Source organism: uncultured Aquimarina sp., from assembly GCF_947495315.1.
Taxonomy (GTDB): Bacteria; Bacteroidota; Bacteroidia; order Flavobacteriales; family Flavobacteriaceae; genus Aquimarina.
The window spans coordinates 18176-34716 of record NZ_CANLYD010000003.1 but is presented as its reverse complement, the minus strand read 5'-3'; the positions used below and the strand labels follow the sequence as shown (position 1 = coordinate 34716).

At 32.6% G+C, this 16541-nt stretch carries 19 protein-coding genes; 10 read left to right on the top strand and 9 right to left on the bottom strand.

Annotation, left to right across the window (positions count from 1 at the left end; all coding sequences use genetic code 11):
- The first annotated feature begins 129 nt into the window (after positions 1 to 129).
- Positions 130 to 951 carry a class I SAM-dependent methyltransferase gene (locus tag Q0910_RS06000; RefSeq protein WP_299213574.1) on the top strand — a complete coding sequence of 274 codons (822 nt, stop codon included), beginning with the start codon at positions 130 to 132 and terminating at the stop codon, positions 949 to 951.
- Here the strand turns inward: Q0910_RS06000 and Q0910_RS05995 are convergent.
- Genes Q0910_RS05995 through Q0910_RS05980 form a run of 4 tightly spaced genes read right to left on the bottom strand, consistent with a single transcriptional unit; the run spans position 948 to position 4931 of the window.
- A complete protein-coding gene (locus tag Q0910_RS05995) occupies positions 948 to 1166 on the bottom strand; it encodes a hypothetical protein (protein ID WP_299213572.1) in 219 nt (72 codons plus the stop codon). The genes Q0910_RS06000 and Q0910_RS05995 overlap by 4 nt on opposite strands.
- On the bottom strand, positions 1163 to 2557 hold the full coding sequence (locus Q0910_RS05990) for a radical SAM protein (RefSeq protein WP_299213570.1): 1395 nt from the start codon (positions 2555 to 2557) through the stop codon (positions 1163 to 1165). The genes Q0910_RS05995 and Q0910_RS05990 overlap by 4 nt, the downstream gene beginning before the upstream one ends.
- Entirely contained in the window at positions 2547 to 3290 is a 744-nt protein-coding gene (locus Q0910_RS05985; protein WP_299213568.1) for a prolipoprotein diacylglyceryl transferase family protein, read from the bottom strand. Before Q0910_RS05985 ends, Q0910_RS05990 begins: the two co-directional genes overlap by 11 nt.
- A 42-nt stretch (positions 3291 to 3332) precedes the next feature.
- Positions 3333 to 4931: a SulP family inorganic anion transporter gene (locus Q0910_RS05980; RefSeq protein ID WP_299213566.1), complete on the bottom strand. Its 1599-nt coding sequence runs from the start codon at positions 4929 to 4931 to the stop codon at positions 3333 to 3335.
- 152 nt (positions 4932 to 5083) lie between these two features.
- On the opposite strand from Q0910_RS05980, the gene Q0910_RS05975 reads away from it, so the two are divergent.
- Entirely contained in the window at positions 5084 to 6829 is a 1746-nt protein-coding gene (locus tag Q0910_RS05975; RefSeq protein WP_299213564.1) for a M14 family metallopeptidase, read from the top strand.
- 3 nt (positions 6830 to 6832) lie between these two features.
- On the opposite strand, the gene Q0910_RS05970 is transcribed toward Q0910_RS05975, so the two are convergent.
- The 4 genes from Q0910_RS05970 to Q0910_RS05955 form a co-directional block, all read right to left on the bottom strand.
- Positions 6833 to 7513: an ABC transporter ATP-binding protein gene (locus Q0910_RS05970; RefSeq protein WP_299213562.1), complete on the bottom strand. Its 681-nt coding sequence runs from the start codon at positions 7511 to 7513 to the stop codon at positions 6833 to 6835.
- A complete protein-coding gene (locus tag Q0910_RS05965; RefSeq protein ID WP_299213561.1) occupies positions 7510 to 8427 on the bottom strand; it encodes a hypothetical protein in 918 nt (305 codons plus the stop codon). Before Q0910_RS05965 ends, Q0910_RS05970 begins: the two co-directional genes overlap by 4 nt.
- Positions 8428 to 8577: 150 nt before the next feature.
- On the bottom strand, positions 8578 to 9159 hold the full coding sequence (locus tag Q0910_RS05960; RefSeq protein ID WP_299213559.1) for a hypothetical protein: 582 nt from the start codon (positions 9157 to 9159) through the stop codon (positions 8578 to 8580).
- Between the two features lie 22 nt (positions 9160 to 9181).
- Complete coding sequence (locus Q0910_RS05955; protein WP_299213557.1) at positions 9182 to 9790, bottom strand: NUDIX domain-containing protein; 609 nt, start codon at positions 9788 to 9790, stop codon at positions 9182 to 9184.
- Between the two features lie 8 nt (positions 9791 to 9798).
- Here Q0910_RS05955 and pyrE point away from each other — a divergent pair, with 8 nt between their 5' ends.
- A complete protein-coding gene (pyrE, locus tag Q0910_RS05950) occupies positions 9799 to 10440 on the top strand; it encodes an orotate phosphoribosyltransferase (RefSeq protein WP_118461407.1) in 642 nt (213 codons plus the stop codon).
- A gap of 13 nt (positions 10441 to 10453) precedes the next feature.
- A complete protein-coding gene (locus Q0910_RS05945; protein WP_299213555.1) occupies positions 10454 to 10846 on the top strand; it encodes an SRPBCC family protein in 393 nt (130 codons plus the stop codon).
- 32 nt (positions 10847 to 10878) lie between these two features.
- Here the strand turns inward: Q0910_RS05945 and Q0910_RS05940 are convergent, their stop codons facing one another.
- Positions 10879 to 11610, bottom strand: coding sequence for a biotin--[acetyl-CoA-carboxylase] ligase (locus Q0910_RS05940; RefSeq protein ID WP_299213553.1), 732 nt, complete (start codon positions 11608 to 11610; stop codon positions 10879 to 10881).
- Positions 11611 to 11700: 90 nt separating this feature from the next.
- Between Q0910_RS05940 and rsfS the strand changes: the two genes are divergently transcribed.
- From rsfS to Q0910_RS05910, 6 genes are all read left to right on the top strand, one after another.
- Positions 11701 to 12072 carry a ribosome silencing factor gene (rsfS, locus tag Q0910_RS05935; RefSeq protein ID WP_299213551.1) on the top strand — a complete coding sequence of 124 codons (372 nt, stop codon included), beginning with the start codon at positions 11701 to 11703 and terminating at the stop codon, positions 12070 to 12072.
- A gap of 11 nt (positions 12073 to 12083) precedes the next feature.
- Entirely contained in the window at positions 12084 to 14030 is a 1947-nt protein-coding gene (gene ftsH / locus Q0910_RS05930; protein WP_299213549.1) for an ATP-dependent zinc metalloprotease FtsH, read from the top strand.
- Positions 14031 to 14150: 120 nt separating this feature from the next.
- Positions 14151 to 14762, top strand: a complete 612-nt coding sequence (locus Q0910_RS05925; RefSeq protein ID WP_299213547.1) for an LUD domain-containing protein — start codon at positions 14151 to 14153, stop codon at positions 14760 to 14762.
- 1 nt (position 14763) lies between these two features.
- Positions 14764 to 15573, top strand: coding sequence for a phosphatidate cytidylyltransferase (locus Q0910_RS05920; protein ID WP_299213545.1), 810 nt, complete (start codon positions 14764 to 14766; stop codon positions 15571 to 15573).
- The gene (locus tag Q0910_RS05915) at positions 15563 to 16210 is read left to right on the top strand and encodes a phosphatidylserine decarboxylase family protein (RefSeq protein WP_299213543.1); all 648 of its coding nucleotides are present in this window, start codon (positions 15563 to 15565) and stop codon (positions 16208 to 16210) included. The genes Q0910_RS05920 and Q0910_RS05915 overlap by 11 nt, the downstream gene beginning before the upstream one ends.
- A 2-nt stretch (positions 16211 to 16212) precedes the next feature.
- Positions 16213 to 16482 (top strand): acyl-CoA-binding protein, encoded by a 270-nt coding sequence (locus tag Q0910_RS05910; RefSeq protein ID WP_299213541.1) that lies wholly within the window; start codon positions 16213 to 16215, stop codon positions 16480 to 16482.
- The last annotated feature ends 59 nt before the right edge of the window (positions 16483 to 16541 follow it).

Here is a 16541-nt window from a genome sequence, read left to right as displayed (position 1 = left end):
ATGTTATAAACACCGCTCTTTTCTTGCTTGGAATGGCGGTGTTTTTTTATGTCCATACTTAAAAAAACAAAACATTAATACTTAATAGAATATTTTTGATAATTTTAGAAATCAATATATTATAATAGTATGCAAATCCATGAAACCGCCTTTGTAGTATCTACATATAGATCACATTATGAAGATATTAGCAAAGATATATATGCTAAACTTTGGAACAATCCCTCTACCGATAGTTTGATTCCTGAGATTCTAGAAAACGTTTCTGCATATGAAGCAATCCTACACAGCCTTAGAAATAGATTTTTTTATGAAAGCATGAAATATTTTTTTGAAAGTAATAAAGGTGGAACTCTGATAAATTTTGGATCTGGTTTTAGCATGTATCAATTCTTAATGGATGATAACGTTTCAACTATTGAGATTGATAAAAAAGATATTATTGACTACAAAAAGAAAAAAATAGATCAATGGATCCAAGAAAAGAAGTTACCCAATCGTCATATACTATACGTATCACTAGATTTTAACACTCTTTCGGAAGAAGAAATTGTAGAATCACTAAAACCATATATAAAAAAAGGGCCTGTTTTTATACTATTAGAAGGAGTATTATTCTTTTTGGACCGACAAACAACGAAAAAATTATTCAAGGTTTTCAAAAACATACAACGATCAGGTGACATAGTAGGAAGTGTATCCTATCTTCCGGAAATAGAAAACACTGAAGTTTACAAACGACTACTTCATTATTTTGATAGTCATAATGATACTAACGACTCTTTTTCTCATCAAACCATATCCAATTCATATTATGAAAACATAGATGGATACACCTTAAAAGAGCAAGTTGACGAATATAGTCTAGCAAAAACGTATGCTTCAGAATTTGGTATTAATGACAAAAATCAAATTCTTAATGAACACCTGTACCTCTTAGAAAGAGATTAATTTTGGCTTATCAATGCTCCACAAATTCCTAATCCAATCACAAGATAAACCCCTGCAAGAATAAAAAAGACTTTTCCCGCTTTGCGGTTTTTAGTTCTAAAAAGAATTAGTCCTATAAGTGCTAAAAATATGGGAGGACCCAGTAATATTAATAATATCAAATAAATCAACCCATCAAGATTCCCCACTTCTAATAAAATTGAATTTGTTATCATACCGTTTCTTTTCTTAATTGTTCAAGATATTCCTTTTTATCATCTCTATAAAATAGATTCATGGTCTCAAAAGGGATAATTTTATAATCCTTATTCACGATGTGCACACAAGATTTCTTAACAGCCCTTACATCAAAATTATAAGCATCAATGAATTGCATAATGATAATCCTAAATAGATTATCATATCCTAAATCCGGTGCATCAATCTCAGGCAGACAGCACATAATAGATTTTAGATTCTCTGAAGCCACATCTACAGAGTTTCCGGTACTAAATAACTCCAGCATTTTACCATGCAATTCCGTATCCTGTTCATAAACAATAGTATTCTTACCATTATCTAACAAATCAGCAGGGTTAATATATCGTGTTAAAGGAATGATCCCTTCCTCATTCTTCAATGCATACCCCATTACCAGAGCATCTGGATTACATGGAACCGGAATTAAATCATCTGATTCAAAAACAGGAAACTGCTCTAATATTTTTCTACGAACCTCTGTTAACGTAATTCGATTTTCTTGGGTGTCAAAATCTTCTAATCGACCGGCAATTTGAGTTGGTTGTAGAGTCACTCCTCTCACACATTTCTGTTGGGTAGCAAATGATATGATATCGCCTATTTCTGAATCATTTAATCCTTTTTCTAAGGTAACTACTAAAGTTGTAGAAAGATTAAATTGATTTAAATTTTCAATAGCTTGCTTTCTAATTTTGGTAAGATCTTCGCCTCTTAGCTTTTCCAAAACCTCAGCTTTCAGAGAATCAAACTGCAGATAAATTTCAAAATCTGGCATATACCCTGCTAATCGCTCAGCAAATCTAATATCCTTAGCAATTCTGACTCCATTTGTATTCACCATTAGATGTCTAATAGGCAATTTCTTTGCGTAATCAAGTATCTCAAAAAAATGAGGATGTATTGTTGGCTCACCACCACTTATCTGAACCACATCAGGTTCTTTCTCATTTTCGACAATAGTGTCCAGCATTTTTTTTATTTCATCCAGTGTTCTATGCCTGCCATAATGAGGTGATGAGGATGCATAGCAAGTAGGACATGTCAAATTACATCTATCCGTAACCTCAATAATAGATAAACAAGAGTGCTGCTCATGATCAGGACATAACCCACAATCATATGGACATCCGTAATCAGTTGCTGTATTGAATTTATAAGGAAATTCTGAAGGTTTATTATAATTCCTGATATTCTCATAATATTCGATATCATCAGCTATCAATACTTTAGATCTGCCGTGTTCTGGACAACGCTTTAACATAAAAACCTTGTCATCTTCAAAAACAATTTTGGCATCAATTCTCTTAAGACAGGTAGGACATAAACTTAATGTAAAATCGTAATACGTATAATTTCTAGTTGGCATAAAAGAATTTTCGGATAGTTTTTTGGTAGTAAATCAAGCATAAGATACATAAATACTGAATACTACTAAGCCCTAAAACAAAAAAAGTATTCGGTTTTAAAAACTCTATCGAAAAACGAAACAAAAAATAAGAAATCATGAAATATTTGAAAAGCATACCTGATTCCGAATTCAGTTTCTTTTGAAATCGCTTTAAAACAATCCATAATAGTATTAAAAAAATCACTTCGAAAAGCGCAATTGGATACCTTAAAACACCATCTCCTAAATCCATTCCTAAAAAAGAAGATGTTTCTTTTCCGTAAGTAAACTCGTTGATTCCTGCTAAAAAACAACCAACTCTGCCAATAACAATTCCCAGCATAATAGGAAATGTAAATAAGTCACCTGATGATTTTTTTTCTCCAATTATTTTCTTGGCTAGTTCAACTCCAAGCAAGCCTCCAAAAAGACCACCCATAATGGTTTTAGCACTTAACAACTGAACTAGATACTCTAGACTAAACGATAAAAAAGAAGGATTTTCTAAAAAACCAATGATTCTAGATCCTAAAAATGCTCCAAAAACAGCACCTATAATTATCGATAACCTATTCGAAGAAGATATTGGGTCTGTTGCATCCTTTTTTAGAATTAGATAATACCGAAATCCAACAAAAAAAGCAGCGTATTCTAAAACCAAATGGATATTCACTTTAATACCAAAAACTACGGGTTCAAAAGGAATATCCATTTAATACTTATTTCGACTTAACTATCGAAATATACATTTTATTTATTGTTTAGCCTTAGCCATCACATGATATCTTGGATCATCAATATCATGTTCTATAACACTAGCCAATCTAGGAGAAGCTTTAATCATCAATGCCTGACATTCTTCGCTTAGGTGTTTTACACGAACTTTTTTACCAGCTTCTTCATACTTACCAACTAGATTAAAAATAGCTTCTAGTGCGGAGTGATCACTTACACGTGATTCTATAAAATCAATCTCTACATTCTCAGGGTCATTAGCCACATCAAATTTAGCATTAAAAGCCTGTATGCTTCCAAAGAATAGAGGACCCCAAATTTCGTACACCTTAGTACCATCTTCTTTAATATGTTTTCTTGCACGGATTTTTTTAGCATTTTCCCAAGCAAATGCCAATGCAGACATAATAACACCTGCAATTACAGCCACTGCCAAATCAAAAAAGACTGTTAGCAAAGAAACTGAAATCAGCACAATAGCATCAGTTAATGGAATTTTATTCAATATTCTAAAACTGGACCAGGCAAAAGTACCAATTACTACCATAAACATCACACCTACTAATGCTGCAATAGGAACCTGCTCGATTAATCCTGAAGCAAATAATATAAACATTAATAGTGTCACCGCAGCAACGATTCCAGATAGTCTGGTACGTCCACCTCCTTTAATATTGATAATTGATTGCCCAATCATAGCACAACCACCCATTCCTCCAAAAAGACCAGTTACAATGTTCGCTCCACCTTGAGCAAGACATTCTCTATTAGAATTTCCGCGCGTTTCTGTTAGTTCATCTATAAGGTTTAATGTCATCAACGATTCTATTAAACCAATTGCAGCTAGAATTATCGCATAGGGACCTATAAACCACAATGTCTCCCAGGTCATAGGTACTTTATTGAATATATCAAACTGAAATTGAGGCAAACCACCTTTAAGACCTTCTCCTCCTCCATCTCTAATAAAACTCCCCACAGTAGCTGCATCTAATTTTCCAAGAATTACTATTGCAGAAACTACCAAGATTGCTATCAAAGCTTCGGGTAATTTAGCCGTAGCCTTAATTTTAGGCAACCCCCACATAATTCCCATTGTTAACAACACAAATCCAAGCATCAAAAACAAGTTAGATCCTTGCATCCAAACCTTTTCTCCACCTACATATTCCTTAAACATACCCAACTGAGAAAGAAAAATCACGATCGCTAAACCATTAACAAATCCCATCATTACCGGATGTGGAATCAAACGTACAAATTTACCAAGCTTAAAAACACCTGCTAACATTTGGATAACACCCATCAATATTACCGTTGCAAAAAGATAATACAACCCTAATTGTTCTCCTTCAGTTCCCATAGCATTTCCTTCGGCCACAAGGCTCACCATTACTACTGCCAATGCACCAGTAGCTCCAGAAATCATCCCTGGACGTCCCCCAAAAATAGAAGTGATCAATCCAATCATAAATGCTGCATATAACCCTACCAAAGGATCTACTCCTGCAACAAAAGCAAAAGCCACAGCTTCAGGAACTAAAGCCAAAGCTACCGTTAAACCGGATAGAATATCATTTTTGGCATTTGCCACTCTTTTTCTTACAAACTCAGTCATAATCAGTCTATTTTGAGGCAGCAAAAATACAGTTATTTTATGTCCTGACAAGTAAAATCAATTGCTATTCTACACAGAATACACAACTAAAACGTTATAGAACATTCAAAAATAGCAAAACTTAGTATATTTATCCCTTACACATATCACCTATGCGAATTACACTGCTCACTATCAGTTTACTAACAATTATTTCTTGTAATACTTCTGACAAAGAATCTGCTAAAAATATTGATTTCACCACAATTTTCGAAAAGAGTAATGGCACTGAAACACCAACTTATTCCGAAGTAATTATTTATTATAAAAATCTTTCTGAAGCATATCCAGAAATCGACATTCAAGAAATTGGCATGACCGATAGCGGCTACCCTTTACATATAATTACTCTTAATCCTGATGCAGCGTTTGATTTCGAAAAAATTCGAAAAACCAAACGTATCTTATTAATCAATAATGGAATTCATCCTGGAGAAAGTGATGGTATTGATGCAACAATGTTGCTTTTTAGAGATATTGCCAAAGGAACTATTGAAGCGCCAAAAAATACAGTCTTAGCAACTATACCTATCTATAACATTGGTGGTGCGTTAAATCGTAATACCGGAACTCGAACCAATCAAAATGGTCCTAAAGCATATGGTTTTAGAGGAAATGCTCGTAATTATGATCTAAATCGTGATTTTATAAAGAACGACACAAAAAATGCACAAACCTTTGCAAATATTTTTCATTTAGTACAACCTGATGTTTTTATTGACAATCACGTAAGTAATGGAGCTGATTATCAATATACGCTAACACATTTATTTACCCAACATAATAAGTTAAACGGTAAACTCGGTGAGTATTTACATAACGAAATGCATCCACAACTAGAAGCGTCTTTAAATAATAAAAACTGGGATATTACACCTTATGTAAATGTTTGGGGAACTACTCCCGATAAAGGCTGGACACAATTTATGGACTCTCCTAGGTATTCTACGGGATATACAACTCTATGGAACACTTTAGGAATGATGGTGGAAACTCATATGCTCAAACCTTATAAACCTAGAGTAGAAGGCACGTATGAATTAATGAAATCCATGATTGACATTACTGAAAAAGATGGTAAAAAAATCAGATCACTTCGTGAGCAGGCTTTTACTGATTTACCAAAACAAAAAATATATCCTGTAAACTGGAAAGTAGATACAACCAAAGCAACTACATTTAATTTCAAAGGATATGAAGGCGAATATGTAAATAGCGAAATTACGGGATCCAAACGACTAAAATACGATCAAAACAAATCCTATTCTAAACAAGTGCGATACCAAAATTACTTCTCACCTACAACTGAAATTCTAATCCCTGAAGCCTATATAATCCCTAAAGGATGGTGGAGTGTGATTGATAAATTAGACCTCAACCAAATATCATATAAAACCTTAGAAAAAGATTCTACTATATCGGTAGAAGTGTATCATATAAAGGATTACAAAAGCCGGAAAACACCCTATGAAGGTCATTATTTACATTATTCAACCACAGTTAATAAAAGCGTAGAAGACATCATTTTTAAAAAAGGAGATTTGATCATTCCTACGAATCAAAAAGGATTTAGATATCTAATGGAAATATTAGAACCAGAAGCTCCTGATTCATTTTTTAACTGGAATTTCTTCGATACTATTTTACAACAAAAAGAAGGGTTTTCTCCATATGTTTGGGAGGATAAAGCTGCAGAACTATTGAAGAATAATGAAAAGTTAAGGAAGAAGTTCGAAGAAAAGAAAAAAGACACTGCTTTTGCTAAGAATTGGTACACTCAACTAGATTGGATTCATAAACAATCTGATAATTATGAAAAAGCACATATGAGGTATCCTGTTTACAGAATTCTGAAATAATCATTACTTTAAATCTAGCTTATCTATTTTCACCTCAATACCAGAGGCCTGCATCTCCTCTTCAATACTTTTAAACTGAAGCTTATCCACGCTTTTCACAATACTACCATTTTTTAAATAATGTAGATAATCACAAGTTTCATACAACGTAGAAAAAATATGTGATGACAAAATCACTATTTTATTAAGTTCCTTTAGTTTTGTTAGAACCTGATTAATAATTGTGTTACTATATATATCGACTCCATTAAACGGCTCATCCAGAATAAAAATATCATTGTTTTGCATTAGCACACCCGTTAATGCTAACTTCTTTTTCATTCCTGTAGAATATGTTTCTGCATAGTGATGTAATGGCAAATCAAAAATATTTTTTTCTTCAAAATCGAAAACTTCGACATTCCTAGCATTGCATAATAATTGCAAATATTCCTTCCCTGTGATTTTGGATAAAAAATATGGATCTGTTGGTAAAAAACCCATTGTATTTTTAATTTCACCTTTGGTATACTCTACAGTTCCTTTAAAATTCTCCATTCCTGAAATAGACCTAAACAAAGTTGTTTTTCCGGCACCGTTTTCACCTACAACACCATGAATTTCTCCAGGATTAAATTTTAGATTAATATCTTTAAGCACCTGATTATTGACATAATATTTATGTAATGATTTGATTGATATCATTTCAGTAATAGATCTAAATTATTTATTGCTTTCGTATAAAAATAAGGTATTGTAATTACCATAATTGGTGGAAACAAAAGACACAACACACCGACAACTCCTTGAAAAAGTTCTAATCCTTGATTCTGAAAAGCATATTTCATGAGTAAATACATAACTAAATACAACCAACCCATAATCAGAAAAAATAAGGTTATATGTATCTGATCGAGATAAAAAACCGATAACACAAAAAGAATAGGAGCCGTTAACATAAAACTATATTTTATCGCTATTACGATTTTATGTTTTAGAAAATCTCTAGAATTCATAGCATGTATCCAAATATAGAAATCTGGATCCGGCTTCATATAATAACTAGAGCATACAAAAAAAATCGAAACTAATGAGAATACTCCTAAGTTAAAATTGCCTTTGTATGTAGCTATAGCAGCCAAGCCATATATTAATAAAAACAACCAAAACGTTTTTCGAAAACCAATAACAAACTCAGAAGGTTTTTTACCAAAAGGGGTTGGTATTGTTAAGGAAACCCTACTCCTTTTTTTTGCTAAGGAAACAAAAAACGCTAATGCATACACCAAAAACACTTCAGTATAATATGTTTTGTATAGTAAGAAGATTGCGAATGGCGTTACCTTTAGCATATTATTCATCACTACAATTTTTCGATAGTTAACAATCGAAAAATGCTGTTTTATAAATCTAGCATGCTCAGAATTACCTACTGCATAAGCAAAAAGAGTACTGATTAGAACATATATATAATTTGCATATAATACGTTTTCAAAAATACTTGAGGACATCAAGTAGAACAAAACAACAATTATTGGATATCCTATAAAAGGTTCTGTTCCGAAATCCTTAAAACTTCGATGAATACGCTTGTATTGTAATAAAAAGTAATACCTCAAAGATTATGGATTAAAAAAATGTAACAATGTATAACATATGTCACATTACGATTATAAAAGTTACAATCTTTTTTCTTTTCTGAACTTTTCGGCATAAAATTCTGTCAGAATATAGAATTATAAACCTGTATATTATAGTAGTTTTATAAGTTATAAAACTTTTCTTGATTTAATATATGCAGCTTCTAAAATCAATCTACAGGCTTTAGAGAAATTTGGACTTCTGTTTTCACCTTTATATCCAGGAGAGTGTAATTTATATTTTATGCTATTAAAAGAATTACCATACTCAATCTCACAGCTATAACCATCACGAAAAGCCATTCCAATATTTTCATAAATCTTCAAAGAATCAATACTAGTAATTGCTTTAACTATATTTTCAAACTCCTCTATCGTTATTTCATACTTTTCTCTAGAAGTCATATCCTTTGGAGCCTTTTTTATTAATTTTAAGGAATCTTCTTTTGTTTGTGCAGCTTCAAGAGCTCTCCTCCAAGCATATGCTTCTACATTGTCATATACCCCACTACTATCCTTAAAAACATTAATTTCACAATACCTACCGGTTCTTTCAATGACAATCTCTATCTTACTATATCCAGGTCCTGAAGTACGCATTGATTCAGCATAGTTAAAAACAATTTTTTGATCTGATTGCTGAGCCGATAAATCGTCAGTATTAAGAATAGCAAAAAGAAAGAGCAATAATATTCTTATAAAAAACCTCATTTAATATAGAATCAAGAATTAGTTATGACAAATAATCATGCGAAAAAAGCTTTTTTATATTCGCATAAGAGTTCGTTAATGCTTTTTTTGCTTTTTTCTTATTTTTCCATTTCACTTTAGTAATTCCTTCATTTTTCTGAGGCACCAATTCTCCATCAAACTCCGTTTTCATCTCAAACCAGTAGGTAACTTTTAATCGAAATTCTCCATTTCTTTTAAACACATGAAAAGTTTTATACAGAAACTTAGTAATCTCCAACCCTGTAACTCCTGTCTCCTCCTCTACCTCGCGAATTGCGGCAGTTTCCAAATGTTCTTTTTTCTCTACCTTACCTTTTGGCAAATCCCATTTCCCATTACGCCGAATAAACAAAATTTCTTTATCAGCATTATACACCTTTCCTCCTCCTGCAACGACAACAGGCAATTTAGCATACAAATGCTCTAGAAGTTTTTCTTCATTTTTATGATAGAAATGATATTTTGCTTCTACATCCTCATCCTCTTTTCGCAAAATATCCCTTATAATTTTAGGAAATTCTACTTCTTTGATATGAATTGTTTCATAATCTTCAATACCCTTTTTTGTAGATAGAATAATAGGCGTATTATTCACAAAAACTTTATACATTTGCAACTATGATTTTTGATAAAAATACAGCAAAAAAAACTGCTGAACTATTATTGCAAATTAATGCAATTAAATTACAACCGCAAGAACCTTTTACTTGGGCTTCAGGATGGAAATCTCCAATCTATTGTGATAATCGTGTTACGCTCTCGTATCCTGTGATTCGCAACTTTTTAAGAGAGAACCTTGCTAAATTTATCGAAGAAAAATATGGTAAACCCGATGTGATAGCCGGTGTAGCTACTGGTGCCATTGGTATCGGTATGCTAGTCGCTGAACAACTAAACCTACCATTTATTTATGTTCGACCAGAAGCAAAAAAACACGGAAGAAAAAATCAAATAGAAGGAATTGTACCTTCAGGAAAAAATGTAGTTGTAGTAGAAGACCTGATAAGTACTGGAAAAAGTAGCCTTAATGCAGTAAAAGCATTAAATGAAGCAAATGCGAACGTAAAAGGAATGGTCGCCATTTTTAATTACGGTTTCGATATTGCTTCGAAAAACTTTGAAGAAGCGGCATTATCTTTGCATACCTTAAGTAATTATGAAAATCTTCTGGAACAAGCACTAGACACTAACTATATTACAGAAGAGCAACAAAAAACGCTACAAAACTGGAGAATTAATCCAGCAGAGTGGAATCAATAAATTTTTAATCTCAATGAATTTAGAAAGCCCTACAGTTACTGTAGAAAAAACTCAACAAGAAGTATTTGAATTTTTAACAAAAGTCGAAAACTTCGAACAGCTAATGCCAGAAAGCAAACAAAAATTTGAAAAATTAAGCGACTCTAGATTTCTTTTTCAATTAAAAGGAATGCCGGAAATCGTTTTAGAACAAAAAGGAAGTACGGAACACTCTACTGTCGTTCTTGGTGCAGCCAGTGAAAAGTTACCTTTTACACTTACTGCAAATATCGTAGATATCGAAGGAGGAAAAAGTACAACTCAACTTATTTTTGAAGGTCAGTTTAATGCAATGATAGGTATGATGATCAAAAATCCAATCCAGAATTTTATTAATACACTAAGTGAAAATATTGGTAAACTTTAGATTTAGTATTTGAGTAAATATATATTTGAATCTTAATAAAGCAACCTTACTTCTTTCAGATCAAAACTTTGTATGATTTCATCTTCTAAAAGTATTTGAAGTTTACCAAACGCAGTAACGTCTTGAATAATACCAACAAAAGAATTGCCCTTTGCATCCAAAAATGTAGAGGGTTTGTTTTTTCTAAAAAGCAATGATTCATATTCTTTCTTAAGGATTGAAAAAACAGAAGTATTAAGGGCAGAGAATCGGTATTCTAGCTTTGTTAACAGTGCGGACAATATCTCATCCAAATTAAAACTCTTTCCCAAAAGTCTCTTAATAGACCCTGCACGCGGAAGATTATCAAAATTTTGTTGATTTACATTTATTCCAATACCCACAATAGCACCTCTTAATCTGCCATTATTAACAACATTTTCTATTAATATACCACAAATCTTAAACCTGTCTGACAGAATGTCGTTTGGCCATTTTATAGATAATTTGGGGAGCATTAACCTATCTAAAACATCATATACTGCTAGAGAAACTGTCATAGAAATATAAAACTGATCCATCACATCAAGTTCATCAACAGGCATAAACACACTGCACGTAAGGTTTTCTCCAGGGTTACTTTGCCAAGTTGTTCCTATTTGCCCTTTACCTTTCAGTTGTTCTCTAGCAACAACACAAACAGGTTTAATTAAATTTTTCTCACGATTCATATCACGAAGAAAAGTATTTGTAGAGTCAATGGCATCAACTTTGATTATATCCATAAATAACGATGTGAAAGTTTTTACAAATGTCCACAAATACGGACATTAAAACCATAAAAAGTAATAACTTTACACAAATTAAAAAAATGCATGACTAAAAAAGAAATCGGTACTGATCAATTAATAACTCAAATTATTAAAGGTATTGAAGAAGTAAAGGGTAATGACATTAGTATATTAGATTTAAGAGAAATCGAAAATACCGTTTGTAATTATTTTGTTATTTGTAACGGAACCTCTAATACCCAAGTAAATGCCATTGTTAATTCCATCCAAAAAACAGTAAGCAAATCACTTAAAGACAAGCCTTGGCATGTAGAGGGTAGCGAAAATGCAGAGTGGGTATTAATTGATTACGTAAATGTAGTTGTACATGTTTTCCAAAAACACATCAGAGAATTTTATGACATTGAAGGATTATGGGGAGACGCGAAAACAACAACTATTGAAACAAACTATTAAAAAAAGCGTAAATGGCTAAAGAAAATAAAAAAGTAGAACCTAATAAAAAACCGAAATTTAGTGCATATTGGATTTATGCAATTATAATTATTGGATTTTTAGCATTAAATTTTTTAGGCGGTAGTAATATGGGATCAGCTCCCGAAACCACCCCTTCAGATTTCAATAATTTCTTAAGTAATGGCGAAGTAGAACGTGTATTGATCATCAATAGAAGAAAAGCAAAGGTTTTTCTGACTCAAGAAGCTAAAAGCCAGGAAAAACATTCCAAAAACAAAAAGAATTCTATCTTACCTCAGAGTCCTAATGACCCTGATTATGAATTCGAATTTGGAGATTTACAAAACTTTGAGAATGAAATTGCTAGAATCAAAAGCGATAATGGCGTATCTACCGAAGTAGGTTATGACACCGAAAGCAACATGTGGGGCGATCTTTTTATCACTCTACTTCCATTTGCACTAATTATTGGTGTATGGATATTCATTATGCGAAGAATGAGTGGTGGTGCTGGTGGTGGTGCTGGAGGACAGATTTTTAACATAGGTAAATCCAAAGCAAAACTTTTTGATCAGAATACAGATGTAAAAGTTTCTTTTGAAAATGTAGCTGGTCTTGAGGGAGCAAAAGAAGAAGTACAGGAAATTGTTGATTTTCTAAAAAATCCTGAAAAATATACCTCATTAGGAGGAAAAATACCTAAAGGAGCATTATTAGTAGGCCCTCCGGGTACAGGAAAGACATTATTAGCAAAAGCAGTAGCGGGTGAAGCCAAAGTACCTTTCTTCTCTTTATCAGGATCCGATTTTGTAGAAATGTTTGTAGGAGTTGGTGCTTCGAGAGTCCGGGACCTTTTTAAACAGGCAAAAGAAAAATCTCCTGCCATTATTTTTATTGACGAGATTGATGCTATTGGTCGAGCAAGAGGAAAAAGTAATTTCTCAGGATCTAATGATGAAAGAGAAAACACTTTAAATCAGCTTCTAACAGAAATGGATGGTTTTGGCACAAATACTAATGTAATTGTTATAGCTGCCACTAACCGTGCTGATGTATTAGACAAAGCCTTGATGAGAGCAGGTCGTTTTGACAGACAGATATATGTAGATCTACCTGATGTTAGAGAACGTAAAGAAATATTCGAAGTACACCTTAAGCCTTTAAAAAAGGAAGAAGGACTAGATACAGATTTCTTATCTAAGCAAACACCTGGATTCTCTGGTGCAGATATTGCCAATGTTTGTAATGAAGCCGCACTTATCGCAGCTCGTAAAGGAAACAAAGCAGTTGGTAAACAAGATTTCCTTGATGCAGTAGATAGAATTGTTGGTGGATTAGAAAAGAAAAACAAAATAGTTACGCCTGGAGAAAAACGTGCAATCGCATTCCACGAAGCAGGTCACGCTACAGTTAGTTGGATGCTAGAACATGCAGCCCCATTAGTAAAAGTAACTATTGTTCCTAGAGGTCAATCTCTGGGTGCTGCCTGGTATCTTCCTGAAGAAAGACTCATTGTGCGTCCTAATCAAATGTTAGATGAAATGTGTGCAACTCTTGGAGGTCGTGCAGCAGAAAAAGTAATCTTCAATGAAATTTCTACAGGAGCTTTGAGCGACTTGGAAAAAGTAACTAAACAAGCTCGTGCTATGGTAACCATCTACGGTCTTAATGATAAAATTGGAAATTTAACATATTATGATTCTTCTGGTCAAAACGAATATGGTTTTACCAAGCCATATAGTGAGCAGACCAGTGAGCTTATAGACAAAGAGATATCCAATATTATTGAAGAACAATATCAGCGTGCTATTAAATTATTAGAAAACAATAAGGACAAATTAACGGAGCTTGCAGAAGTATTGTTAGAGAAGGAAGTTATCTTTAAAGATAATTTAGAGAAGATTTTTGGAGAGCGTCCGTTTGATAAAAAAGAAGAGACAATAATAGAACCTTCCTAGTATATTATAGTAATTTTTACTAGTAAAATAAAAAAATCTTAATCTAATAAGAATATTAGATTAAGATTTTTTTATCTTTGGAAGTATTGTTAACCCGTAATCCCCGATCGAATTTAAAAGATGAGTCTATTTAGAAGAATATTTTCCTCAAAATCTAAATCAGACCAAAAGAGTAAGGAACGTCACGCTGAAGATCGCAGTAAATACATGCCCGAAATCAATCTTCCGGTTGATGAAAGCTTTATGATTAATTTCAAAAGAAATGGAGGCAAATTTCTGTATTGCGATAGTGAAGATGAAGTACTTGACTCTTTTGACAAGATCCTTTTAGAAAATGATTGGTATGAACAAGATGTATGCTGTTTCGATATGGGACTGGAGCATAAATTTTCTGGATTCAATCTTAACTATGTAAAAAAACTACCTTCATCGTTCTTTTTTGCTACTTGCGAGTATCTTATTGCAGATAGCGGAGCAATCCTTATCTCTTCTAATCAATTAAGAGAAAAAAAATTAACTGAACTACCCGATAACTTTGTGATACTAGCATCTACAAGTCAACTAGTTAACACTATAGGAGAAGGTTTAAAAGGAATTAAAGAAAAAAACAAAAACTCAATTCCTTCGAACATTACTACTATTAAAAACTTCGAACCGCAAAAAGAAAAAGACTTCTTAAGCTACGGAAGTAGCTCAAAAAATCTATATTTGCTGCTGCTGGAAGATTTATAATATGAAGGAACTGCTTACAAGGTCTTTATCGGGGTTTTTATATATCTCGATATTATTAATTTCTATATTTATTCATAAATATACCTTCATTGGAGTATTTCTTATCTTTGGTATTATTTGTATTTATGAATTTCAGAAATTAATTCATTTAAAAAAAGCCTGGCTCTACTTCATATTTATCGGATTTCTTCTCTTATTTCATACTCCTAATTTTCAGACACCGTACACAATTACTTTAATTGTTCTAGGACTTACTATAATCACACAGTTATTTTTAGTTAGAGATCTTATTACAATTCGGATAATTCCTATGTTCGAAAAAAGAAAATACTTTACCAGTATATTTTACCTTATTACCTCAATAGTTTTTTTAACACTTATACCATCTTATAATAACGAATATAATCCTATTATGGTAGCGGGACCACTTTTAATGATTTGGACGAACGATACGTTTGCCTATTTGGTTGGTAAAAATTTTGGAAAGCATAAGTTATTAGAACGTATATCTCCAAAAAAAACTATTGAAGGATTTGTGGGAGGTTTTCTTTTTACTTTATTAGCCGGATACTTAATAGCTATATTTTCTGACACATTATCGATTATGATCTGGTTGATTATAAGTATAATTATGAGTATTTTTGGTACGCTGGGTGACCTTATACAATCTAAATTCAAAAGGCAAGCCGGAGTAAAGGATAGTGGATCAATAATGCCTGGTCATGGTGGGATTTTTGATCGTTTGGATAGTATTATTTTTGCTAGTCCATTTTTATATGCATTTTTACAAATATTGAAGCATGTTTCATAAAGAAGGTTATAAAATTATTTCAGTAGCATTAGTACTTTTTCTTGGTATTAATGCAGCATCTTACGTATCAATTCAGATAGACGAATGGATCATCGCTATATTTTCGGTTACCTTGGTCTTTTTGATATTAATATTACAGTTTTTTAGAAATCCAAAAAGACATACTGATGTAAATGACAATACAGTCGTAGCTCCGGTAGATGGTAAAGTAGTAGTAATAGAAGAAGTGTTTGAAAAAGAGTACTTCAAAGAAAACAGACTACAAGTTTCTATTTTTATGTCTCCAATTAATGTTCACGTGACCAGACATCCAATTAATGGAGATGTAAAATTAAGCAAATACCATCCTGGAAAATATCTTGTTGCTTGGCACCCCAAAGCATCTGAGGAAAATGAACGAACAACAGTTGTTGTAAAAAATAGCTTTGTTGAGATTCTTTATCGACAAATTGCTGGGGCATTAGCAAAAAGAATTGTAAATTATGCTAAAGAAGGTGAAAAAGTAACCCAAGGTTCTGATAGTGGGTTTATTAAATTTGGCTCCAGAGTAGATGTATTTTTACCAATAGGAACAGAAATTAATGTTTCGCTAAACCAAAAAGTTAAAGGAGGAGAAAGTATTATCGCTAGCGTATAGTTATGACCAATGAGGAATTAAATATCACTTTCCAAAAGGCTTTTGAAAAAGCTTGCAATACCAAAATTGAATTGCCGCCTGATGTTATGCTACATTTCTATGCGTACTATAAACAAGCAACATATACAGAAGGTTTTTATACTCCATCCGGAAGTAGTGAGCTTAGAAATGCATTTAAACTCAATGCACTGTTTCAAGTAAAGAACCTTACTCCAGAAGAAGCTAAATTAAAATATATAGAACTGGTTAATAAGCATATCACTGACGTATAAAAAAAGCACTTTAAATCATTAAGATCAAAGTGCTTTTTATCCGCTGCTCAATTTAATAA